Origin of the sequence: Chryseobacterium sp. GM_Chr_2, assembly GCF_026540445.1 — a bacterium.
Taxonomy (GTDB): Bacteria; Bacteroidota; Bacteroidia; order Flavobacteriales; family Weeksellaceae; genus Chryseobacterium.
The window spans coordinates 568,835-591,362 of the sequence record NZ_JALNUD010000001.1 but is presented as its reverse complement, the minus strand read 5'-3'; the positions used below and the strand labels follow the sequence as shown (position 1 = coordinate 591,362).

The window sequence follows — 22,528 nt, the reverse complement described above, 5'->3', positions numbered from 1 at the left end:
CATAAAAGGTTTTACAAAGATTTTCTTAATCAAGAAATTTGTGTAAATTTGCAGTCTCAATACTTGAAATATGCGGTTTGTACTTCATGGAATATAAATATTGAAACTTTTTTTTAATAAAAAGGTTTTGGTATGTAAAAATTCATTATATTTGCACACCGAAAATTTGAAAAACAATAAATAAATAATTTATAAATCATGGCAAAGGAAACGTTTAATCGTAACAAACCACACTTGAACATTGGTACTATTGGTCACGTTGACCATGGTAAAACTACTCTTACAGCTGCTATTTCTGCTGTATTAGCTAGCAAAGGTCTTGCTGAGAAAAAAGACTTCTCTGCAATTGACTCTGCTCCAGAAGAAAAAGAAAGAGGTATCACTATCAATACTGCTCACATCGAATACGAAACTGAAAAGAGACACTATGCTCACGTTGACTGTCCAGGTCACGCCGACTATGTTAAGAACATGGTAACTGGTGCTGCTCAGATGGATGGAGCTATCGTAGTATGTGCTGCAACTGATGGACCAATGCCTCAAACAAGAGAACACATTCTACTTTGCCGTCAGGTAAACGTACCTAGAATCGTTGTTTTCATGAATAAAGTTGACATGGTAGATGATGCTGAGTTATTAGAGCTTGTTGAAATGGAGCTTAGAGACTTATTATCTACTTACGAATTTGATGGAGATAACTCTCCAGTAATCCAAGGTTCAGCTCTTGGTGCACTTACTGCTGCTACAGAAGGTAATTCTGATGATAAGTGGTTCAAAACTGTTGAAGAATTGATGGATGCTGTTGATACTTGGATCGAAGAGCCAGTAAGAGATACAGATAAGCCATTCTTGATGCCAATCGAAGACGTATTCTCTATTACAGGTAGAGGTACTGTAGCAACTGGTAGAATCGAAGCTGGTGTTATCAACACTGGAGATCCAGTAGATATCGTTGGTATGGGTGAAGAAAAATTAACTTCTACTATTACAGGGGTTGAAATGTTCAGAAAAATCCTAGACAGAGGTGAAGCTGGTGATAACGTAGGTCTATTGTTGAGAGGTATTGAAAAAACTGACATCAAGAGAGGTATGGTAATCGCTAAGAAAGATTCTGTGAAGCCACACAAAAAATTCAAAGCATCTGTTTATATCCTTTCTAAAGAAGAAGGTGGACGTCACACTCCATTCCACAACAAGTACCGTCCTCAGTTCTACGTAAGAACTACTGACGTTACAGGTGAGATCTTCTTACCAGAAGGTGTAGAAATGGTAATGCCTGGTGATAACTTAGAGATCACTGTAGAATTGTTACAACCAATCGCTCTTAACGAGGGTCTTAGATTCGCGATCAGAGAAGGAGGTAGAACAGTTGGTTCAGGTCAGGTAACTGAAATCTTAGACTAATCATCTTAAAATAAATAAGCTTCCGAAAGGAAACTCTCGGAAGCTTTTAACTACGGGCATCGTCCAATGGTAGGATACCGGTCTCCAAAACCGTTGATCAGGGTTCGAATCCTTGTGCCCGTGCAAATAACAATTATGAGTTCATTTATCGATTTTTTAAAAGGTTCTTATAACGAATTCAGACATAAAGTTGAATGGCCGAAGTGGGCTGATCTGCAATCTTCTACAATCGTAGTAACAGTTGCAACAGTTATTTTGGCACTATTTACCTTTGGAGTTGACGAATTGTTTTCAAAAGCAATTAGCAACATAATAGGAATACTAATCAACTTGTTCAATTAATAATAAAAGTATTTTCCCATAATGAGCGAATTGAAATGGTATGTGCTGAAAGCAATCAGCGGACAGGAAAATAAAGTGAAAAACTATATTGAGACAGAAATCAAACGTTTAGGGTTTGAGCAGTACGTTACTCAGGTGGTTATTCCTATGGAAAAGGTTATTCAAATTAGAAACGGAAAAAAAGTTCCTAAAGAAAGACCTTACTATCCTGGATACTTAATGATTGAAGCTGATCTGATGGGGGAGATTCCACACGTTGTTAAGAACATTCCCGGAGTTATATCTTTCTTAAGTTTAACAAAAGGAGGTGATCCTGTTCCAATGAGAAAGTCTGAAGTAAACAGAATGCTTGGAAGAATGGATGAGTTATCAGAATTTGCTAGTGATGTTGAAATCCCTTACGTAGTTGGTGAAAACGTTAAAGTAATTGACGGACCATTCAACGGGTTCAACGGAACTGTCGAGAAAATTCTTGAAGATAAAAAGAAAATTGAAGTATCAGTTCTTATCTTCGGTAGAAAAACTCCTATGGAACTTAGCTATATGCAGGTTGAAAAAGTTTAATAAGTTTAAAACTTAAATATATTAAAGATCGCTTTTTAAGCGGTCTTTTTTTATTTCTATAAGCTAGAACTTTATACTTTCATGCAAAAGCATATAATTGTATCAAATTTTTTTGCTTCGAATGCGCTTAATGATCTTTAATTGTAGTATTTTTTTAGTTAAAATTTATTTTCAGTATAATTATTTATGTTAATGAAAATTTATCTTTAGTTAATTTACTATTAAATAATTTTTTCTTTTTTCTAAGTAATATTTTAATATATCAATTATTTGTGATAATTAACACGATCATAATGTCTCTTAAAAGAGATTTAAGTTATTATTTTACATCGTAATACTGGAGCGGCTTAGATTGCTATCAACAAATTGTGAAATAAATATTTGAATATTATTTACCATTCTCTGTAAATTTGTAAAAAATACATGGAATATGGAAAAAAAATTATTGGTAGCCGTTTCAATGGCTTTTTCAAGTTTATTTTGCGCACAAGTTGGGATTTTCACACCAAGCCCACAGGGAGTATTTCACATTGATGGTGGAAAGGATAATCCAACAAAGGATGCTCCTTCGGCAAGTCAACAAGCAAACGATTTTATTTTAACCGCACAGAAAGGGATAGGTACAGGTACAATTAGTATGGGATTAGGAACCACAGCTCCTACACAGAGAATTGATGTGGTAAATGGAACTATCAGATTAAGAACAGTAGCAAGTAGTGTTGGTAATTCTAGCGATAGATTGTTGGTAGCAGATTCAAATGGGGTAATAAAAGTCGCAGGGGGGGATGCATATTCTGTAGAAAATTCTGGTAACAGAGTATTAGATGCTCAAGGTGGTGCATCAATTAATGCATCTTCAGATTGGAGCGATAATGATTTTACTACATTAACATTAAATGAAGCATATGATCCTACAAACGCTTACAATCCTTCAACCGGAGTTTTTACAGTACAAACAGACGGTCTTTACACAATGTATGGAGTAACAGGTTTTAATACACCAAAAGACGGGTCGGGTGTATTTGACGGAACTTCGGGAACTGCATTTACAGCTTTGTTTGTAGATGGTGCCCGAGTAGCAACCAATCATAACGTTATTTACAGAGGAGCAAAAAACCCTAGTTCAGATCCTACAAGAGCAAATCTTTTCTTCTTAGTAAGTAATGCTACGATCTGGTTGAAGGCAGGGCAGAAGGTGACGCTTCAATTTATGACGTATGGTACTTCTAATATGGTAGGTAATTTAAGTGATCTTCAGATTAGTAAAGACTACTCTCACTTAATTATCAATAAGATATTATAATTTTTTTTCAAAGGTGTGAAATTGTGGCTTCCTTATATCTTCGGATATAAGGAAGTTTTTTATAATCTTTCTAAAAATCAATTATTTCCGTTTGGTATTTGAAAAATATTTCATACTTTTGCAAACCAAAAAGTAGGTTTATTGTTATGTGAGTGCATAACCTACTGAATAATAAATGCTTCCAAACTCATTAATTATTCAAATTTAAAAAACAAACAATGGCTAAAAAAGTCTTTAAAATGGTAAAGCTTCAGGTGAAAGGTGGCGCAGCTAACCCTTCTCCACCAGTAGGTCCAGCATTGGGTTCTGCAGGTGTGAACATCATGGAGTTTTGTAAGCAATTTAACGGAAGAACTCAAGATAAGCCAGGACAAGTTTTACCTGTAGTAATTACAGTATACGAAGACAAATCTTTTGAATTCGTAATTAAAACTCCTCCTGCAGCAATCCAGTTGATGGATGCGGCTAAGATCAAGGGTGGTTCTGGAGAACCTAATAGAAACAAAGTAGGTGCTGTATCTTGGGCGCAGGTTCAAAAGATCGCTGAAGACAAGATGACTGACCTTAACTGCTTTACATTAGATTCTGCTGTTTCTATGGTAGCAGGTACTGCAAGATCTATGGGATTAAGAGTAACAGGAACTAAACCAACTTTTAACGCTTAATACTTAAAGAAGAAAATGGCAAAATTAACTAAAAAGCAAAAGGAAGCTTTAAGCAAAGTAGAAAAAGGAAGAATCTATAACCTTGAAGAAGGTTCAGCTCTTGTAAAAGAAGTAAACACTGCAAAGTTTGATGCTTCTGTAGACATCGCTGTAAGATTAGGGGTAGATCCTAGAAAAGCAAACCAAATGGTAAGAGGTGTTGTATCTCTTCCTCACGGAACTGGTAAAGATGTTAAAGTTTTGGCTTTAGTAACTCCAGATAAAGAAGCAGAAGCTAAAGAAGCTGGTGCTGACTATGTAGGTCTTGACGAATATTTACAAAAAATCAAAGACGGTTGGACGGATGTTGACGTTATCGTTACTATGCCAGCTGTTATGGGTAAATTAGGACCATTAGGTAGAGTATTAGGACCAAGAGGTCTTATGCCAAACCCTAAATCAGGTACTGTAACTATGGAAATTGGTAAAGCAGTAACTGAAGTAAAAGCTGGTAAAATTGACTTTAAAGTAGACAAATACGGTATTATCCACGCTGGTATTGGTAAAGTATCTTTCGATGCTGCTAAAATCAAGGAGAATGCTCAGGAATTGATCTCTACTTTGATCAAAATGAAGCCAACTGCTGCTAAAGGTACTTATGTGAAGTCTATCTATTTATCTTCTACAATGAGTCCTGGTATTGCAATCGATACTAAATCTGTTAACTAATATTAAATCCTTAAGACAATGACAAAAGACCAAAAAGTTGTAGCGATACAAGAGATCAAAGACTTGCTTCAGGATGCTAAAGTAGTATATGTTGCAGATCTAGAAGGATTGAATGCTGGTAAAGCTTCAGACTTCAGAAGACAAGCTTTCAAGCAAAATATCAAAGTAAAAGTTGTAAAAAATACACTTTTACAAAAAGCAATGGAGCAAATCGAAGGAGTAGATTACTCTGAGATGTTCCAGTCTTTCAAAGGAAATTCAGCGATTATGATTTCTGAGACTGCAAACGCTCCTGCTAAATTAATCAAAGATTTCAGAAAGAAAGATGAGAAGCCGGCATTGAAGTCTGCTTTCGTTCAGGAAACTTTCTATATTGGTGACAATAACCTAGAGGCGTTGGCAAACATCAAGTCTAGAGAAGAAATGATCGGTGAAATCATCGGATTACTTCAGTCTCCAATCCAGAGAGTTGTTTCTGCTCTTCAAAACAAGCCTGAGACAGTAGAAGCTAAAGCTGAAGAAGCTGCACCTGCAGTAGAAGAAGCTCCAGCTACTGAGACTCCGGAAACTCCAGCTGCTGAAGGAGAAGCTCCAGCTGCTGAATAATTTACACTCAAAAAATAATCAATAATCAACAAAAACATTACAACAATGTCAGATTTAAAAAATTTAGCTGAAACGCTAGTAAACTTAACAGTAAAAGACGTAAACGAATTAGCAACTATCCTTAAGGATGAGTACGGAATTGAGCCAGCTGCTGCTGCTGTAGTTGTTGCTGCAGGTGGTGGTGAAGCTGCTGAAGAAAAGACTGAATTCGACGTAATTCTTAAGTCTGCAGGTGCTTCTAAATTAGCTATCGTTAAATTAGTAAAAGATTTAACTGGTGCTGGTCTTAAAGAAGCTAAAGATATCGTAGACGGAGCTCCTTCTGCAATTAAAGAAGGTGTTTCTAAAGACGAAGCTGAAGCTCTTAAGAAGCAATTAGAAGAAGCTGGTGCTGAAGTAGAATTGAAATAATTCTAGGTTTACCTAAAATATAAGACCTGAGTATTTTTACTCAGGTTTTTTTATGCTTTGAAGATGAAAATAGGGGCTGTTTTTAATTTTGTAGAACAGAAATAGTTCTTGTAGTAATCAAACTTAAACCTCAAAGGTTTTTAAAACCTGGGAGGTTTTGATCAGTTTTAAAATTAGAAAAGAGAATTGATAAAATCTCTGTGGTCTTTGATAAGTGGAACGGCTTTGTGAAGCTAAAAGTAGTTAGTTGTCAATAAAACTTAGTGTACTTTGTGTTCAATATGTTAAACTTCTTTAAGTGTTCTCATTTGTTGAAGGAGAATTTTTTAACGAGCAAAAATAGTTAGCATTCAAAAAAAAATATTAAATATTATTTCTCCGATCAATAAAGACTTTCTTGTGATTAGGGAACTAGAGGTCAGTATTTTATTACTGCAACTATTGTAAATGTGAATAAATTTTTGTAATTTTGCTCCTCTTTTGGCGCGAAAAATTGTATATAAACCTGTAAAATATTAGAAATCAACTCTTTCATCAAAATGAAAGGGCTTTCTTGTATACGGACGTTATCACGATCCTTGCCTCAAAAGTAATAAAAATATTTTGCATTACGCTGTGAAAAGATATACCAGTGTTGCAATATAGGAATAAGATTCTGTGAATCAAGTAGAAAAATTAAAGGCTATTCTTAATAGCGCCAAACATTATAAGGTCTTTAGTTGTTTCTCCGTCGCAGTTTTATTATTTCTGATATTTTTTTAATCAAAATATTTTTTAACCCTTTCTTAAAAGTTTTATGAGTAAAACACCAGCAACAACCAGGGTAAACCAGAGAGTTAACTTCTCTTCGGCGAAAGGAAAAATTATCACTCCAGACTTTTTGGATATCCAAATTGAGTCTTTCAGTGAGTTTTTTCAGCTAGATACCCTTCCGGAAGACAGAACAGACGAAGGTTTGTATAAGACTTTCCAGGAAAATTTCCCGATTACCGATTCTAGAAACCAATTCGTATTGGAATTCTTAGATTATTTGGTAGATTCTCCACGTTATTCAATCGATGAGTGTGTGGAAAGAGGATTGACGTATTCAGTGCCTCTAAAAGCTAGACTTAAATTGTATTGTACAGACCCTGAGCACGAGGATTTCCAAACGGTAGTTCAGGATGTATATTTAGGACCTGTTCCTTACATGACTCCGTCTGGTTCATTTATTATTAATGGAGCAGAGCGTGTTATTGTAACTCAGTTACACAGATCTCCGGGTGTATTCTTCGGACAGACTTACCACGCAAACGGAACAAAACTTTATTATTCAAGAATTATCCCTTTTAAAGGATCTTGGATGGAATTTACAACTGATATCAACAGCGTAATGTACGCGTATATCGACCGTAAGAAAAAATTACCATTAACGACTTTATTAAGAGCGATCGGGTATGAATCTGATAAGGATATCCTTCAGATCTTCGACCTTGCTGAGGAAGTGAAAGTTTCTAAAGCTGCCCTGAAAAAAGTGGAAGGAAGAACATTGGCTGCGAGAGTATTGAACACTTGGTTCGAGGATTTCGTAGACGAAGATACCGGTGAAGTTGTTTCTATCGAAAGAAACGAAATCATCTTGGATAGAGAAACTATTCTTGAAAAAGAACATTTAGATCTTATTCTTGATGCTGGTGTGAAATCTATCTTGATTCACAAAGAAAACAGCAATGAATTCTCTATCATCCAGAATACATTACAGAAAGACCCTACGAACTCTGAGAAAGAAGCAGTAGAGTACATCTATCGTCAGTTAAGAAATGCAGATCCGCCAGATGAGGAAACTGCAAGAGGAATTATCGAAAAATTATTCTTCTCTGAGCAAAGATATTCATTAGGTGAAGTTGGACGTTACAGACTAAACAAAAAGTTAGGTCTTAACATCCCGACTACAACAGAGGTTCTTACAAAAGAAGATATCATTGCAATCGTAAGACACTTGATCGAATTAGTAAACTCTAAAGCAGAGGTTGATGATATCGATCACTTATCAAACAGAAGAATTAAAACTGTTGGTGAGCAATTGGCAGGACAGTTTGGTGTAGGTCTTTCAAGAATTGCAAGAACTATTAAGGAGAGAATGAACGTTAGAGATAACGAAATCTTTACTCCGCTTGACCTTGTTAATGCTAAAACTTTAACATCAGTAATCAACTCGTTCTTTGGTACCAACCAACTTTCTCAGTTCATGGACCAAACCAACCCGCTATCAGAGATCACGCACAAGCGTAGACTTTCTGCACTAGGGCCTGGTGGTTTATCAAGAGAAAGAGCAGGTTTCGAGGTTCGTGACGTTCACCATACTCACTACGGAAGAATTTGCCCGATTGAAACTCCGGAAGGACCAAACATCGGTTTGATTTCATCTTTAGGTATTTATGCTAAAATCAACAGACTAGGTTTCATCGAAACTCCGTACAGAAAAGTAGAAGATGGTAAGATTGATCTTGCTGCTGATCCTATCTACTTAAATGCTGAGGACGAAGAAGACAAAGTAATTGCTCAGGCAAACGTTGAATTGAGTGATAATGGTGATTTCTTAACAGACAGAATTATTGCAAGATTGGATGGTGACTACCCGGTAGTTGAGCCATCTCAGGTTAACCTAATCGACGTTGCACCAAACCAGATTTCTGGTATTTCAGCTTCATTGATTCCTTTCTTGGAGCATGATGATGCGAACCGTGCATTGATGGGATCGAACATGATGCGTCAGGCGGTTCCTCTATTGAAGCCACAAGCTCCAATCGTAGGTACAGGTCTGGAACAACAAGTTGCGAGAGATTCAAGAATTTTGATCAATGCTGAAGGTACAGGTACTGTAGAGTATGTAGATGCTGACAGAATTGTGATTAAATATGAAAGAAGCGAAGACGAAGATTTAGTACAATTCGAGTCTGCTACTAAAACATATAAATTAACTAAGTTCAGAAAAACTAACCAGAGTACAACAATTACCCTAAGACCAAACGTAAGAGTAGGTGATATTGTGGAAAAAGGACAGGTACTTTGCGACGGTTATGCTACTGAAAAAGGGGAATTGGCTCTTGGTAGAAACTTAGTGGTTGCGTTCATGCCTTGGAAGGGTTACAACTTCGAGGATGCGATCGTAATCAACGAAAAAGTTGTACGTGAAGACTGGTTTACTTCAATTCACGTAGATGAGTATTCTCTAGAAGTTCGTGATACTAAATTAGGTATGGAAGAGCTTACAGCAGATATTCCTAACGTTTCTGAAGAGGCTACTAAAGATCTTGACGAGAACGGTATGATCAGAATCGGTGCTGAAGTAAAGCCTGGAGATATCATGATTGGTAAAATTACTCCAAAAGGTGAATCTGACCCGACTCCTGAAGAAAAACTTCTTAGAGCAATCTTCGGTGACAAAGCTGGTGATGTAAAGGATGCTTCATTGAAAGCAGACTCTTCATTAAGAGGTGTTGTTATCAACAAAAAATTGTTCTCAAGAAACATTAAAGATAAAAAGAAGAGAACTGAAGAAAAACTTAAACTTGAAGAGATTGAAAACACTTACAAGGCTAAGTTTGATGATTTAAGAAATACTTTAATTGAAAAATTAAATATTCTTGTTAGCGGTAAAACTTCTCAGGGAGTTACCAATGACTTAGATGAAGAAATCATCAGCAAAGGTGTGAAATTCACTCACAAATTATTGACTTCAGTTGAAGATTATGTTAACGTAAGCGGTTCTGACTGGACGGTTGACAATGACAAGAATGAATTGATCAAACAATTAATTCACAACTATAAAATCAAATTCAACGATATTCAAGGGGTTAAAAACCGTGAGAAGTTTGCACTTTCAATCGGAGACGAATTACCAGCAGGTATCATGAAGTTGGCTAAAGTTTACATTGCTAAGAAACGTAAACTGAACGTAGGAGATAAAATGGCGGGTCGTCACGGTAACAAAGGTATCGTTTCAAGAATCGTTCGTGAAGAAGATATGCCATTCCTTGAAGACGGAACACCGGTAGATATTGTATTGAATCCACTAGGGGTACCTTCCCGTATGAACATCGGTCAGATTTATGAAACAGTTCTTGGATGGGCTGGTCAGAAATTAGGATTGAAGTTCGCTACACCTATCTTCGACGGAGCTAGCTTAGACCAGATTACTGAATATACTGAAAAAGCAGGAGTTCCTAAATTCGGTCACACTCACCTTTATGATGGTGGTACCGGAGAAAGATTTACTCAGGCTGCAACAGTAGGGGTAATCTATATGTTGAAACTAGGTCACATGGTTGATGACAAAATGCACGCACGTTCTATTGGTCCTTACTCATTGATTACTCAACAGCCGTTAGGAGGTAAAGCTCAGTTCGGAGGTCAGAGATTCGGAGAGATGGAGGTTTGGGCACTTGAAGCATTCGGTGCATCGAATATCCTAAGAGAAATCTTGACTGTGAAGTCGGATGACGTGATTGGTAGAGCGAAAACTTATGAAGCAATTGCTAAAGGTGAATCTATGCCTGAACCAGGTATTCCGGAATCATTTAACGTATTACTTCACGAGTTACAAGGTCTTGGATTAGACGTAAGATTGGAGGAGTAAATTAAGATTTAATTATTTAAAAATTAAAGAATTAATTAACTCCGAGATGATAAGAGCGAAAGTGTAACAGCTTTCAATCTTTAATCTTTATAATCAAAAATAAAATTATGTCAAATAAAAATAAATCAAGTAGATTTAATAAAATAACCATCGGTTTAGCTTCACCGGAGTCTATTTTACAAGACTCAAGAGGAGAGGTTCTTAAGCCGGAAACTATTAACTACAGAACGCACAAACCTGAAAGAGACGGTTTGTTCTGTGAAAAGATCTTCGGTCCTGTAAAGGATTACGAATGTGCTTGTGGTAAATACAAGAGAATTCGTTACAAAGGGATCGTTTGTGACCGTTGTGGTGTAGAAGTTACGGAGAAGAAAGTAAGAAGAGAGAGAATTGGGCACATCAACCTTGTTGTTCCTATCGCTCACATCTGGTATTTCCGTTCTTTACCGAACAAAATCGGTTACCTTTTAGGAATTCCTTCTAAGAAATTAGATATGATCATCTACTACGAAAGATATGTAGTGATTCAACAAGGTATTGCTAAGAAATTAGACGGTTCTGATTTCGAAAACATGGAGTTCTTAACTGAAGAAGAGTACCTGGATATTATGGAAACTCTTCCTATCGAGAACCAATATCTTGACGATTCTGATCCAAACAAATTCATCGCTAAAATGGGTGCTGAAGCTGTTGAGGAATTATTAAAAAGAATCGACCTAGATGCATTGTCTTTCGACTTAAGACACAAAGCTCACAACGAAGGTTCTAAACAAAGAAGAACTGAAGCTCTGAAAAGATTGAACGTTGTAGAAGCATTGAGAGGTGCTAATACAAGAATGATCAACAGACCGGAGTGGATGATCATGCGTGTACTTCCAGTTATCCCACCAGAACTAAGACCATTGGTTCCGTTGGATGGTGGACGTTTCGCTACTTCCGATTTGAATGACCTTTACAGAAGAGTAATTATCAGAAACAACCGTTTGAAGAGATTATTGGAGATCAAAGCTCCTGAAGTAATCTTGAGAAACGAGAAGCGTATGCTTCAGGAATCAGTAGATTCATTATTCGATAATACAAGAAAATCTTCAGCTGTAAAATCTGAATCAAACAGACCATTGAAATCACTTTCTGATTCATTGAAAGGTAAGCAAGGTCGTTTCCGTCAGAACTTATTAGGAAAAAGGGTAGATTACTCGGCACGTTCGGTAATTGTTGTAGGTCCAAACTTACAGCTTCACGAGTGTGGTATTCCTAAAGATATGGCTGCGGAACTTTACAAACCATTCATCATTAGAAAACTAATCGAGAGAGGTATTGTAAAAACAGTAAAATCTGCAAAGAGAATTATTGATAGAAAAGAGCCGGTAGTATATGATATCCTAGAAAACGTGATGAAAGGTCACCCTGTTCTATTGAACAGAGCACCTACGCTTCACAGACTGGGTATTCAGGCTTTCCAACCTAAGATGATCGAAGGTAAGGCAATCCAGCTACACCCGTTAGTAACAACGGCATTCAACGCCGATTTCGACGGTGACCAGATGGCGGTACACTTACCGTTAGGTCCTGAAGCGATCCTTGAAGCTCAGTTATTGATGCTTGGTTCTCAAAACATCTTGAACCCTGCAAACGGTTCTCCAATTACGGTACCTTCTCAGGACATGGTTCTTGGTCTTTATTTCATGACTAAAGAATTGAGCTCTACAGAAGATATGAAAGTAAAAGGTGAAGGTCTTGCATTCTATTCTCCTGAAGAAGCGGAAATCGCTTATGCTGAAGGTAGAGTATCTTTAAATGCTAAAGTAAGATGTAGACTTCCGGTAAAAGAAGACGGTGAAATCGTTACAAGATTAATCGAAACTTCTGTGGGTAGAATTTTGTTCAACCAAATTGTACCTAAACAAGTAGGATATATTAATGAACTTCTTACTAAGAAATCATTAAGAAACGTTATCGGTAAAATCCTTGATGATACAGATTTCCCTACAACTGTGAAGTTCTTGGATGCAATGAAGGATTTAGGTTATTCAAACGCATTCAAAGGAGGTCTTTCTTTCTCATTAGGAGACATCGTAGTTCCTGTTGAGAAAAAGCAAATGATTGCTTCATCTATTGAAACAGTAGACGAAATTAGAGCTAACTATAACATGGGTCTAATTACCGATACTGAACGTTATAACCAGGTAATCGACGTTTGGACAAACACCAACGCCGGATTAACTGAAATGATCATGAGCAGAATGAAAACTGACCAAGGTGGTTTCAACTCTGTATACATGATGCTTGACTCTGGGGCGAGGGGTTCTAAGGAACAGATCCGTCAGTTATCAGGGATGAGAGGTTTGATGGCGAAACCGCAAAAAGCTGGTTCTACCGGTGCGGAGATCATCGAAAACCCGATCCTTGCAAACTTTAAGGAAGGTCTTTCCATCTTAGAATACTTTATCTCTACCCACGGTGCTCGTAAAGGTCTTGCGGATACCGCTCTTAAGACTGCCGATGCTGGTTACTTAACGAGAAGATTGGTAGACGTTGCACAGGATGTTATCGTTACAGAAGATGACTGTGGAACTTTAAGAGGTACAGAAGTTACTGCACTTAAGAAAAATGACGAGATCGTTGAAAAAATCTCTGAAAGAATCTTAGGTAGAGTTTCTCTTCATAATATTTATGATCCGGAAAGTGATGAATTAATCGCTGAGGCTGACCAAGTAATTACTGAGCAATTAGCTAAGAAAATTGAGGCAGCAGGATTAGAAGCTGTTGAAGTACGTTCACCATTGACTTGTGAGGCTAAAAAAGGTATCTGTGCGAAATGTTACGGTAGAAACTTAGCAACAGGTAAGATGATCCACATGGGTGAAGCAGTAGGTGTTATCGGTGCACAGTCAATTGGGGAACCGGGAACTCAGCTTACGTTGAGAACCTTCCACCAAGGGGGTACTGCAGGTAACGTTTCTGAAAATCCTTCAATTGTTGCAAGAAGAGATGGTATCGTAGAAATGGATGAAGTAAGAACTATTACTTCTGAAGATGAAAACGGTAATACAGCTGAGGTTGTAGTATCTCGTTCAACAGAGTTCAGATTAGTTGCTGATAATGAGTCTAGAACTCCATTAATGGTAGCTAACGTACCTTACGGATCTATATTATCTGTAAAACCAGGTGATAAAGTAAGCAAAGGTGATACAATCTGTAGATGGGATCCGTATAACGCGGTTATCATTGCAGAAACTTCAGGTAAGGTAGAGTACGAGGATATTATCCAAGGTATTTCATTCCAACTTGAAATTGACGAACAAACAGGATTCGAAGAGAAAGTAATCTCTGAATCTAGAAATAAGAAAGCCGTACCTACCTTGAAGGTGGTAGATTCTAAAGGTGTTGAGCAGAAAGCATACAACTTACCGGTAGGAGCCCACTTAATGGTAAACGATGGTGAAAAAATTAAGGCTGGTAAAGTTTTAATCAAGATCCCAAGAAAATCTGCAAAAGCAGGGGATATCACCGGAGGTCTTCCGAGAGTTACCGAACTATTCGAAGCAAGAAACCCTTCAAACCCAGCGGTTGTTACTGAAATCGACGGGGTAGTTTCTTACGGAAAAATTAAGAGAGGTAACCGTGAATTAATCGTTGAGGCTAAGACTGGTGAAAGAAAAATTTATTTAGTTAAATTATCAAACCAGATCTTGGTACAGGAGAATGACTTCGTAAGAGCTGGTTCGCCACTTTCTGACGGTTCAATCACTCCAGACGATATCTTAAGAATTAAAGGTCCAACGGCGGTTCAGGAATACTTGGTAAACGAGATTCAGGAAGTTTACCGTCTACAAGGGGTAAAAATCGACGACAAGCACTTCGAAATCATCGTAAGACAGATGATGACAAAAGTATCTATCGTTGATGGAGGTGATACTCAATTCCTTGAAGGAGCTCTTGAGCACAAGTATGACTTCTTAGAAGAAAATAACAGAGTATTCGGTCTTAAAGTAGTTGTAGAAGCTGGTGATTCTAAAATCTTCCAGCCAGGTCAGATGATCACTGCAAGAGAATTAAGAGACGAAAACTCTAAACTGAAGCGTGAAGATCAAGCATTAGTTCAAGTAAGAGAAGCTTTACCGGCTACAGCGACACCTGTACTTCAAGGTATTACCAGAGCGGCTCTTCAAACTAAATCATTCATGTCTGCGGCATCGTTCCAGGAAACGACTAAGGTTCTAAACGAAGCGGCTGTTGCAGGTAAGATTGATGATCTGAACGGTCTTAAAGAAAATGTAATTGTAGGACACAGAATCCCTGCAGGTACAGGTCTTAAAGAATATCAGAACGTAATCGTAGGTTCTAAGAAAGAATTCGAAGATCTTAACTAAATTTAATGATTCGGAAATTTGAGGTTTGAAATTATTTTTATATTTTCACAACCTCAAAATTTCGAATAAAAAAAATATTTTATAACAATGGACAACAATCAAAATCCACAAGACGGGAACATCAATATCGAATTGAACGAAATGGTAGCTGCTGGAGTTTATGCTAACCTTGCTTTAGTAAACCACTCTCCATCTGAATTCGTTGTAGACTTCATCCAATTAATGCCGGGTGTACAACAAGCGAAAGTAAGATCAAGAATCATTCTTGCTCCTCTTCACGCTAAGAGAGTACTTACTGCTCTTCAACAAAACATCACTAACTACGAGCAACAATTTGGTGAAATCAAAGAAGTTGAGCCTTTCGTATTAGGTGGAAACAACGTACAAGCTTAAGATTTTCTTAATCATACATAAGAATGCCTCAATTTTATTGGGGCATTTTTTTATTGCCAAATTTCTTATCACCTTTAAATTTCGTCCACAAACTCCCCACATTACCCTAAAAACCCTCAAACTCTCTATATTCCTCTCCTCAACAATCCTCAAAATCCATATTTATTGTTAAATATCTTTAATAGATTAAAAAAATATACGACAGATTCTTCAATTGTATATATTTGCTTTTGGATATGAATAACGATATGATAAACAACCAATTTATTCTTGATAAATTTGGGTTCTTGGGTAGTGACTTTTCTAGCGAACTCCAAAAGCATGCGATTATAACGAGTATAAAAGCAAAAACTGAAATCATCAGAGAAGGGCAGAAGAACAAATATGTTCCTTTTTTGATCAAAGGTTCCATAAAAGTATATTCTCTGAATGACGGACGAGAACTAATCTACTATTATATCAGACCCAATGACAGCTGTCTGATGACCTTTTCCTCCATTTTTACAGATTATACCAGCAGAGTATACGCCATTGCAGAAGACGAATCAGAAGTGATGTTAATTCCCGTTTCTGTCGTTCATGAATGGTTGATAAAATATCCGGAGATCAATCGTATTTTCTACAGCGAATACGACAAGCGTTTCTCCGATGTTATGAATATGGTAAATGATGCCGTTTTCCACAGACTGGATAAAAGAGTGTTGAATTATATCAAACAGCAAATTAACATCACCGGAAACAATCCCATTAAGCTTACTCACAAAGAAATTGCCAACAATTTAGGGACTTCAAGAGAAGTTGTGAGCCGAGTATTAAAAAAAATTGAAAATGAAGGCGAAATTTTGCAAAGCAAAGAAGGCATCAGAATCCCTGAAAATGAAAATGTTAGACGTGTCTAATTTATATTGTTTTAATTAATTTAATATTATGATTGATAAAAACAATTTCATTGGTGACTTTTATCACACACTTTTGAATTCATAACGCAATAAGTTTGTCATACGAATAATTAAACAAAAATTTGTATGACAAAAACTTTCTTCTTTTTGTCGATGTTCGCTTCAATTCTTGCCTATTCTCAGGAAGATTTGTTGAAGGATATCGATACTATCAAAACACCCGAAATTCAACAGCCTGCCTTTAAGGCGCTGCAGATTGTCACGGGACAATCCACAAAATTAGCTGCCAAAAACGAATGGTACATCGTTGTTGCACACCGTTTTGGAGATGTAAGCAAAGGGTTCAAAGATTTCTTTGGTCTAGATGATGCTTCCACCAAACTGGGCGTAATCTATGGCGTTACCGACGGACTTACGTTAAGCCTTTCAAGAGAAACGAATATGAAAACTTTTGAGGGTGGCGCAAAGTACAAACTGGTAAAACAAAGCGATAATTTCCCGGTTGACATCGTAGGTTACAACGTAATGGCTGTAAATACAGATCTGGATAAAGACAATTATCCTCATCTGAAGTTTGGCGACAGACTTTCTTACCTTACACAGGCTTTGATCTCGAGAAGATTTAGCGAGAATTTTTCTTTGCAATTAACGCCGTCTTATGTTCACAAAAATCTTTACGAACCAATTGTTGAAGACAAAAATCAGTTTCTTACAGGGTTGGGAGGTCGTTACAAAATCTCTAAAAGAGTTTCTATCAACGCGGAATATTTCGTGAATTTCGATAACCACAGTTTCTATCAAAATCCTTTGTCTTTGGGCTTGGATATTGAGACGGGAGGTCACGTTTTCCAGCTTTTATTCTCCAATTCCCAGCTGAATTCGGATATAGGATATCTTACGAATGCTACCGGAAAATGGGGAAAAGGACAGGTTTTCTTTGGGTTTAACCTTTATAGAGTTTTTTAAAATGAAAAAATTATTCTACATATTATCAGGTTTTGTTTTCCTTATTTCGTGTGAAAGCAGAACCTATGAAGAAATTTCAGATAACACACCAATCACGGAAGTGGTAAAATATAATACCGCAGTAAAGACCATTATTGATAACAATTGTATCGGTTGCCACGGAGCAGGAAGTTTTAAACCATTAACAACTTACAGCGATGTGAAAACCAATATCGATGCGATTATCAACAGAATTCAGAGACAGAACGGTGATCCGCTGAAAATGCCTCAGGGTGGCTCTTTATCGGGAAGCCAGATCAATGTTATTGTTCAATGGAAAGCAGATGGGCTTTTGGAAAATTAAATGTAATGAATATGAAAAAATCAGCACTAATTATTGTATCGTTAGTATTGTCGAACCTTGCTTTGGCTCAGAAATACAGCTCGAAAACCGGAAAAGTAACCTTTGAAGCATCGGTTCCTTTGTTTGAAGATATTTTTGCTCAGGATGATAACAATGTTGTCGTTATAAATGCAGATACCGGTGATATCGCTTCGGTTTCGGCGGTGAAAAATTTCCATTTTAAAACGAAATTAATGGAAGAGCATTTCAACGAAAATTATGCAGAAACGGCAAAATATCCGAAATCAACATTCACTGGAAAAATTGCCAATTTTGATAAATCTAAATTAACGGCAAATCCGCAGAAATATACCATTCAGGGAAAATTGAATTTTCACGGAGTAGAAAATCCTGTGACATCCAATGCAACGATTTATTCAAAAGACGGAAAAATTTATGTTCAGGGAAGTTTCATGGCGAAAGCGGCAGATTATAAAGTAACCATTCCTAAAATGGTAATGAAAAAAGTAGCTGAAACTGTAAAAGTAGAATACAATTATGTAATGGCAAAACCATGAAAAAGTTAATTCTATTATTAAATTTTTTACTGAGTTTTACCTTTATTTCTGCTCAGGAAAAGGCAAGGTCAATTTTCGATATTGCCCGAAGCGGAACAGTGGATGAAGTAAAAGAACAGATGAAGCAGAACCCGGATATCATCAATCAAACCAATGAAAATGGCTTTTCGCCGCTTATTCTGGCGTGCTACAGAGGCAATGTGGAAGTTGCTAAATTTTTGATGGATCATGTGAAAGATATCAATTATAAAAGTCAGGAAGGAACGGCATTGGCTGGGCTTTCTGTAAAGTATAATAAGGATTTGGTAACGTATATTTTATCTAAAAATGCGAACCCAAATATCGCGGATGCTACAGGATTTACCCCCTTATTCTGGGCTGTAAAATTCGGAAACAAAGAACTTACGGAATTACTGCTTCAACACAAAGCCGATAAATCGATCAAAGATGCGCAGGGAATGACTCCTTTTGAATATGCGCTGCAAACAAACAATAAAGAAATCATCAACCTCTTAAAAAATTAAAATATGAAAAAAGTTCTACTAACATTAAGTTTGGCTCTTGCTAATTTTGCATGGGCACAGTTTAGCTCAGGAACGGTAAGTTTACCGGCTGCCGGAATGACGGTCAAGTTGGATACCAACGCGACTACAGTAACAATCACATTAATTGGTGACAGTAATTCTATGTTGGGAATTGGTTTTGGAAATGTGGGAATGGCATCGGGTTCGGACGGTTTTATTTATAATTCTTCGGCAAATAGAGATTATACTTTTAGCGGAATGACCACGCCAACGGCAGATGCTTCCCAAGATTGGACACAGACTTCTAACACGGTTTCAGGAAGTACAAGAACGGTTGTTGCCACGAGATCTCTTAATGGCGGAAGTGGTGATTTTCCTATTTTGAATGCGGCAGGTTCCATCAATATTTTCTATGCAAGAACTGCAGGAAGCCAAAGTTTAGGCTACCACAGTGGAAACAGAGGATATGCAGCCTTGACGATGGGAGCCACATTGGGAACAAGTGAAACGACTTTGGCTAATAAAAAAGTGACGCTTTATCCAAATCCGGCAAAAGAAACTGTGAGTTTTAAAAATACCGATAAAATTAAGTCTGTTGATATTTATGAAGCTACAGGAAGAAAAGTAAAAACTGTAATGGTAGACGGAGAAAATATCAGTATTAATGATTTAAAATCCGGAAATTATTATTTTGAAATCACTTTGAAAGACGGAACAACTTCTTATCAACAATTGATTAAAGAATAGTTGAATCGAAATCTTGAATAATCATAATCCTGGAAGTCTAAGCTTTCAGGATTTTTTATGATCTAAATTAAAAGTATTTCAATACATTTATCTGCAATTTATATTTATGAGATTATTTTAAAAAGAAAAATCAACATTACAGAATTATGATAATCGACCATAAAAAATATGACTTATTTGGGAAACCTTTATTGCATAAATTGGTTTTAAAATCACCCTTTACCTTTGATTTTCCCATCACGGATAATGCCTGTTTTTTATATATGCTGGAAGGCGAAATGCAGTATAAACTGGATGATGAGAAGAAAAATCTGCCGGCAAAACATTCGCTATTCCAGAATTGTATTAAATCTGACAAGCAGATTAGCAGCGAAAACCTAGATAATAAGAATGAAATTCTCATTATCAATTTTCACCCCGAAATACTCAAAAAAATTTATGATAAAGAGTTGCCTCAATTGCTTAAATCTCAGAAAGAGGTAATTTCAAATAAATCAATTGAAGAGATAAACAATGATTTTTTAATTCAGAAATATATTGAAGGATTATTATTTTATTTTGAAAATCCTTCTTTGGTAAACGAAGAGCTTCTTATTCTTAAACTGAAAGAAATCATTCTTTTACTTTCACAGACCAGGAATATTGAAGCGGTTCAGATAATATTATCGCAGCTTTTTTCGCCAGCGACTTATAATTTTAAACAAATCATAGAAGCTCACCTGTTTTCTGATATTACGATTGAAGAGTTAGCAAAGCATCATAACCTCAGCGTTTCCTCTTTCAAACGCGAATTTGCAAAACATTATAATGATACCCCAGCCAATTATATTAAAACGAAGAAGCTGGAGAAGGCGGCCGAATTGCTTTTGGTTTCTGATGAACGTATTTCTGAAATTGCCTTCGATTGCGGATTTAATGATCTTGCCAATTTTACCAGAAGCTTTACCGAAAAATATAATGTTCCGCCCACAAAATATCGGTTGAACCAAAATGATAAATAATTGAGCCAATTCGCAAAGTACTTTTTTTGAATCTGATGCAATTTTGTAATGTTAATTAAGACATACAATTTTAAAAGAAAACAAATTCAAAAAAATACTAAAATGGGACTATCAAATTTAGGAATTTTCCACACGGTTATTGGCGTTGTTGCCATTGTATCTGCTTTAATATCATTTATCAGATTCGGTAAAATTAATTTGAAAAATATGTCGGGTAAGATTTATTTTTATTTTACGATCATCACTTCGCTTACCGCATTAGGAATTTCCAAGCACGGAGGTTTTAATGCAGGACATATACTATCTTTACTTATTTTAATTCTTGTAACCGCTGCATTTTATCTCCACAGCAAAAAAGAAGGTCATAATAAAACTCGTTATTTTGAGAATTTTCTCATGTCGTTCAGTTTTCTGCTGTCGATGCTTCCCACTGTCAATGAAACTCTTACCAGAGTTCCGGTTGGGCATCCTTTGGCTAAAGATATCAATGATCCGTTAATCGGTAAGACTTTGCTTGTGATTTTTATACTTTTTATTATGGGATCGGTTTATCAGATTATCAAACAAATGAAAATTAATAAATTACAAAAGAATTCATTTAATATTTAAGCAAAGATAAGTGTTAATTAATCGAATTGATGAACATTTTTTAGTTTTAATCATATTTAAATTTATTTTAATCCATATAATTTTTCATTCAGAAAAACAGGAGGTAACTTTGCTGAAAATTTTTATAATGAAGCGAGGATTACAATTTTTACTGTTGATTTTTTCATTGGCAGTTTTTGCTCAGAAAGAAACGGTGGATACCGCACAGGTCGTTATTCCTAACAGACATAACAGCGTTGATGCACAGACAAAACCTTACGTAATCATGATCTCTACCGATGGTTTCCGTTATGATTATGCTAAAAAATACAATGCCGAAAATTTGTTGAAATTTTCTAGCGAAGGCGTTCAGGCAAAAGCGATGATTCCGAGCTATCCGAGCATCACTTTTCCGAATCACTGGTCTTTAATTACAGGATTATATCCTTCTCATCACGGTTTGATCGATAATTTTTTTTACGATTATAAGAGAAAAGAAACGTATGCAATGAGCAATAAGAAAAATGCGGAAGACGGAAGCTGGTACGGCGGAATTCCGCTTTGGGCATTGGCAGAAAAACAGGGGATGGTTTCAGCTTCTTTAATGTGGGTGGGTTCTGCGAGTGAGGCAGGAGGAAAAAGACCAACGTATTATTATCCTTATCACGAAAAATTCACACCCTCTGAAAAAGTGGAAAAAGTTGTGAATTGGTTAAAATTACCGATGGATCAAAGACCGCATTTTATTTCATTATATTTCCCCGAAGTTGACGGAAGCGGGCATCATTTTGGTCCGGATACAAAAGAAACCGAAACGGCAGTTCATTTGGTTGATAATGCGATTGGTGAATTGGTGCAGAAAGTAAATGCTTTAGGATTGAAGAACGTCAATTTTGTTTTTGTTTCAGACCACGGAATGATAAAAGTTGATGGCGGAACTCCGTTAGAAATTCCGGCAATGCTTTTTAATAAAGAAAAATTTGATTTTTATAATTCTCAGACTTTATTGAGAGTATATGTAAAAAATCCGGCGGATGTAAAAAGTGCTTATAAAGAATTGAAAGCAAACAAAACGGATGATTATGAAGTATATCTGGATAAAAAATTACCAAAATATCTTCACTTTGGAACAAAAGATGATAAATATGACCGAATCGGGCAAATTTTATTAATTCCAAAAGCTCCAAAGATCTTCCTGGAAAAAGGTAAAAAAACGTCTGTTGGAAAACACGGATACAATCCAAAAGAAGTTCCTGAAATGAAAGCCACATTTTTTGCCTGGGGACCCGAATTTAAAAATAATCTGGTCATCAATGAATTTGCTAATATTAATGTTTATCCTTTAGTTGCAGATATTTTAGGATTAAAAATTGATCAACCTATTGATGGTAAATTCAAGGTACTAAAAGGAATTTTGAAAGAGAAAAATAGAAAGTCCCGAAGGGACGACTTATAATAGGATAGGGTTTTAACCCTATCAATTTATCAAAAAATAATTTCGGCGAGCCTTTGGCTC

20 protein-coding genes and 1 tRNA gene are annotated in these 22,528 nt (G+C 36.4%); all 21 read left to right on the top strand.

The features are described 5' to 3' along the window. The first annotated feature begins 198 nt into the window (after positions 1–198). The 21 genes from tuf to OXQ85_RS02565 all read left to right on the top strand — a co-directional run bounded on the left by tuf (position 199) and on the right by OXQ85_RS02565 (position 22,468). On the top strand, positions 199–1,404 hold the full coding sequence (tuf, locus tag OXQ85_RS02665; RefSeq protein ID WP_267402183.1) for an elongation factor Tu: 1,206 nt from the start codon (positions 199–201) through the stop codon (positions 1,402–1,404). Between the two features lie 52 nt (positions 1,405–1,456). Further along, positions 1,457–1,527 (top strand) — tRNA-Trp (locus tag OXQ85_RS02660). A gap of 12 nt (positions 1,528–1,539) precedes the next feature. Next, the gene (gene secE, locus OXQ85_RS02655; protein ID WP_267402181.1) at positions 1,540–1,746 is read left to right on the top strand and encodes a preprotein translocase subunit SecE; all 207 of its coding nucleotides are present in this window, start codon (positions 1,540–1,542) and stop codon (positions 1,744–1,746) included. Between the two features lie 21 nt (positions 1,747–1,767). Next, positions 1,768–2,310: a transcription termination/antitermination protein NusG gene (gene nusG, locus OXQ85_RS02650; RefSeq protein ID WP_267402179.1), complete on the top strand. Its 543-nt coding sequence runs from the start codon at positions 1,768–1,770 to the stop codon at positions 2,308–2,310. 430 nt (positions 2,311–2,740) lie between these two features. Next, the gene (locus OXQ85_RS02645) at positions 2,741–3,613 is read left to right on the top strand and encodes a hypothetical protein (protein WP_267402177.1); all 873 of its coding nucleotides are present in this window, start codon (positions 2,741–2,743) and stop codon (positions 3,611–3,613) included. Between the two features lie 218 nt (positions 3,614–3,831). Continuing rightward, positions 3,832–4,278, top strand: coding sequence for a 50S ribosomal protein L11 (rplK, locus tag OXQ85_RS02640; RefSeq protein WP_072955489.1), 447 nt, complete (start codon positions 3,832–3,834; stop codon positions 4,276–4,278). A 15-nt stretch (positions 4,279–4,293) separates the two neighbouring features. Continuing rightward, positions 4,294–4,986: a 50S ribosomal protein L1 gene (gene rplA, locus OXQ85_RS02635; protein WP_027380917.1), complete on the top strand. Its 693-nt coding sequence runs from the start codon at positions 4,294–4,296 to the stop codon at positions 4,984–4,986. An 18-nt stretch (positions 4,987–5,004) separates the two neighbouring features. After that, positions 5,005–5,592 (top strand): 50S ribosomal protein L10, encoded by a 588-nt coding sequence (gene rplJ, locus OXQ85_RS02630; protein ID WP_267402172.1) that lies wholly within the window; start codon positions 5,005–5,007, stop codon positions 5,590–5,592. 45 nt (positions 5,593–5,637) lie between these two features. Continuing rightward, entirely contained in the window at positions 5,638–6,003 is a 366-nt protein-coding gene (rplL, locus tag OXQ85_RS02625) for a 50S ribosomal protein L7/L12 (RefSeq protein ID WP_267402171.1), read from the top strand. Positions 6,004–6,799: 796 nt separating this feature from the next. Next, positions 6,800–10,621 carry a DNA-directed RNA polymerase subunit beta gene (rpoB, locus tag OXQ85_RS02620; RefSeq protein WP_267402170.1) on the top strand — a complete coding sequence of 1,274 codons (3,822 nt, stop codon included), beginning with the start codon at positions 6,800–6,802 and terminating at the stop codon, positions 10,619–10,621. Between the two features lie 107 nt (positions 10,622–10,728). Next, positions 10,729–14,994: a DNA-directed RNA polymerase subunit beta' gene (gene rpoC / locus OXQ85_RS02615; RefSeq protein ID WP_267402168.1), complete on the top strand. Its 4,266-nt coding sequence runs from the start codon at positions 10,729–10,731 to the stop codon at positions 14,992–14,994. 87 nt (positions 14,995–15,081) lie between these two features. Next, the gene (locus OXQ85_RS02610; protein WP_267402166.1) at positions 15,082–15,387 is read left to right on the top strand and encodes a DUF3467 domain-containing protein; all 306 of its coding nucleotides are present in this window, start codon (positions 15,082–15,084) and stop codon (positions 15,385–15,387) included. A gap of 248 nt (positions 15,388–15,635) precedes the next feature. Continuing rightward, positions 15,636–16,286 (top strand): Crp/Fnr family transcriptional regulator, encoded by a 651-nt coding sequence (locus OXQ85_RS02605; RefSeq protein ID WP_267402165.1) that lies wholly within the window; start codon positions 15,636–15,638, stop codon positions 16,284–16,286. Positions 16,287–16,412: 126 nt separating this feature from the next. Continuing rightward, positions 16,413–17,252 carry a DUF5777 family beta-barrel protein gene (locus OXQ85_RS02600; RefSeq protein WP_267402164.1) on the top strand — a complete coding sequence of 280 codons (840 nt, stop codon included), beginning with the start codon at positions 16,413–16,415 and terminating at the stop codon, positions 17,250–17,252. Position 17,253: 1 nt separating this feature from the next. Then, positions 17,254–17,595, top strand: coding sequence for a cytochrome c (locus tag OXQ85_RS02595; protein WP_267402163.1), 342 nt, complete (start codon positions 17,254–17,256; stop codon positions 17,593–17,595). A gap of 11 nt (positions 17,596–17,606) precedes the next feature. Beyond that, on the top strand, positions 17,607–18,152 hold the full coding sequence (locus OXQ85_RS02590; protein ID WP_267402161.1) for a YceI family protein: 546 nt from the start codon (positions 17,607–17,609) through the stop codon (positions 18,150–18,152). Further along, positions 18,149–18,676, top strand: a complete 528-nt coding sequence (locus OXQ85_RS02585; RefSeq protein ID WP_267402160.1) for an ankyrin repeat domain-containing protein — start codon at positions 18,149–18,151, stop codon at positions 18,674–18,676. The genes OXQ85_RS02590 and OXQ85_RS02585 overlap by 4 nt, the downstream gene beginning before the upstream one ends. Before the next feature lie 3 nt (positions 18,677–18,679). Beyond that, the gene (locus OXQ85_RS02580; RefSeq protein WP_267402158.1) at positions 18,680–19,423 is read left to right on the top strand and encodes a T9SS type A sorting domain-containing protein; all 744 of its coding nucleotides are present in this window, start codon (positions 18,680–18,682) and stop codon (positions 19,421–19,423) included. Between the two features lie 146 nt (positions 19,424–19,569). Then, positions 19,570–20,424 carry an AraC family transcriptional regulator gene (locus OXQ85_RS02575; RefSeq protein ID WP_267402157.1) on the top strand — a complete coding sequence of 285 codons (855 nt, stop codon included), beginning with the start codon at positions 19,570–19,572 and terminating at the stop codon, positions 20,422–20,424. 102 nt (positions 20,425–20,526) lie between these two features. Further along, positions 20,527–21,033 (top strand): hypothetical protein, encoded by a 507-nt coding sequence (locus OXQ85_RS02570; RefSeq protein WP_267402156.1) that lies wholly within the window; start codon positions 20,527–20,529, stop codon positions 21,031–21,033. Between the two features lie 127 nt (positions 21,034–21,160). Next, complete coding sequence (locus tag OXQ85_RS02565) at positions 21,161–22,468, top strand: ectonucleotide pyrophosphatase/phosphodiesterase (protein ID WP_267402155.1); 1,308 nt, start codon at positions 21,161–21,163, stop codon at positions 22,466–22,468. Positions 22,469–22,528: the final 60 nt, after the last annotated feature.

Coding starts and splice junctions, on each gene's coding strand:
- OXQ85_RS02575 (WP_267402157.1), top strand. CDS start 19,570: ATGATAATCGACCATAAAAAATATGACTTATTTGGGAAACCTTTATTG.
- tuf (WP_267402183.1), top strand. CDS start 199: ATGGCAAAGGAAACGTTTAATCGTAACAAACCACACTTGAACATTGGT.
- OXQ85_RS02610 (WP_267402166.1), top strand. CDS start 15,082: ATGGACAACAATCAAAATCCACAAGACGGGAACATCAATATCGAATTG.
- OXQ85_RS02605 (WP_267402165.1), top strand. CDS start 15,636: ATGATAAACAACCAATTTATTCTTGATAAATTTGGGTTCTTGGGTAGT.
- nusG (WP_267402179.1), top strand. CDS start 1,768: ATGAGCGAATTGAAATGGTATGTGCTGAAAGCAATCAGCGGACAGGAA.
- OXQ85_RS02590 (WP_267402161.1), top strand. CDS start 17,607: ATGAAAAAATCAGCACTAATTATTGTATCGTTAGTATTGTCGAACCTT.
- rplJ (WP_267402172.1), top strand. CDS start 5,005: ATGACAAAAGACCAAAAAGTTGTAGCGATACAAGAGATCAAAGACTTG.
- rpoC (WP_267402168.1), top strand. CDS start 10,729: ATGTCAAATAAAAATAAATCAAGTAGATTTAATAAAATAACCATCGGT.
- OXQ85_RS02595 (WP_267402163.1), top strand. CDS start 17,254: ATGAAAAAATTATTCTACATATTATCAGGTTTTGTTTTCCTTATTTCG.
- rplA (WP_027380917.1), top strand. CDS start 4,294: ATGGCAAAATTAACTAAAAAGCAAAAGGAAGCTTTAAGCAAAGTAGAA.
- rpoB (WP_267402170.1), top strand. CDS start 6,800: ATGAGTAAAACACCAGCAACAACCAGGGTAAACCAGAGAGTTAACTTC.
- OXQ85_RS02570 (WP_267402156.1), top strand. CDS start 20,527: ATGGGACTATCAAATTTAGGAATTTTCCACACGGTTATTGGCGTTGTT.
- OXQ85_RS02645 (WP_267402177.1), top strand. CDS start 2,741: ATGGAAAAAAAATTATTGGTAGCCGTTTCAATGGCTTTTTCAAGTTTA.
- OXQ85_RS02585 (WP_267402160.1), top strand. CDS start 18,149: ATGAAAAAGTTAATTCTATTATTAAATTTTTTACTGAGTTTTACCTTT.
- OXQ85_RS02600 (WP_267402164.1), top strand. CDS start 16,413: ATGACAAAAACTTTCTTCTTTTTGTCGATGTTCGCTTCAATTCTTGCC.
- rplL (WP_267402171.1), top strand. CDS start 5,638: ATGTCAGATTTAAAAAATTTAGCTGAAACGCTAGTAAACTTAACAGTA.
- OXQ85_RS02580 (WP_267402158.1), top strand. CDS start 18,680: ATGAAAAAAGTTCTACTAACATTAAGTTTGGCTCTTGCTAATTTTGCA.
- secE (WP_267402181.1), top strand. CDS start 1,540: ATGAGTTCATTTATCGATTTTTTAAAAGGTTCTTATAACGAATTCAGA.
- OXQ85_RS02565 (WP_267402155.1), top strand. CDS start 21,161: ATGAAGCGAGGATTACAATTTTTACTGTTGATTTTTTCATTGGCAGTT.
- rplK (WP_072955489.1), top strand. CDS start 3,832: ATGGCTAAAAAAGTCTTTAAAATGGTAAAGCTTCAGGTGAAAGGTGGC.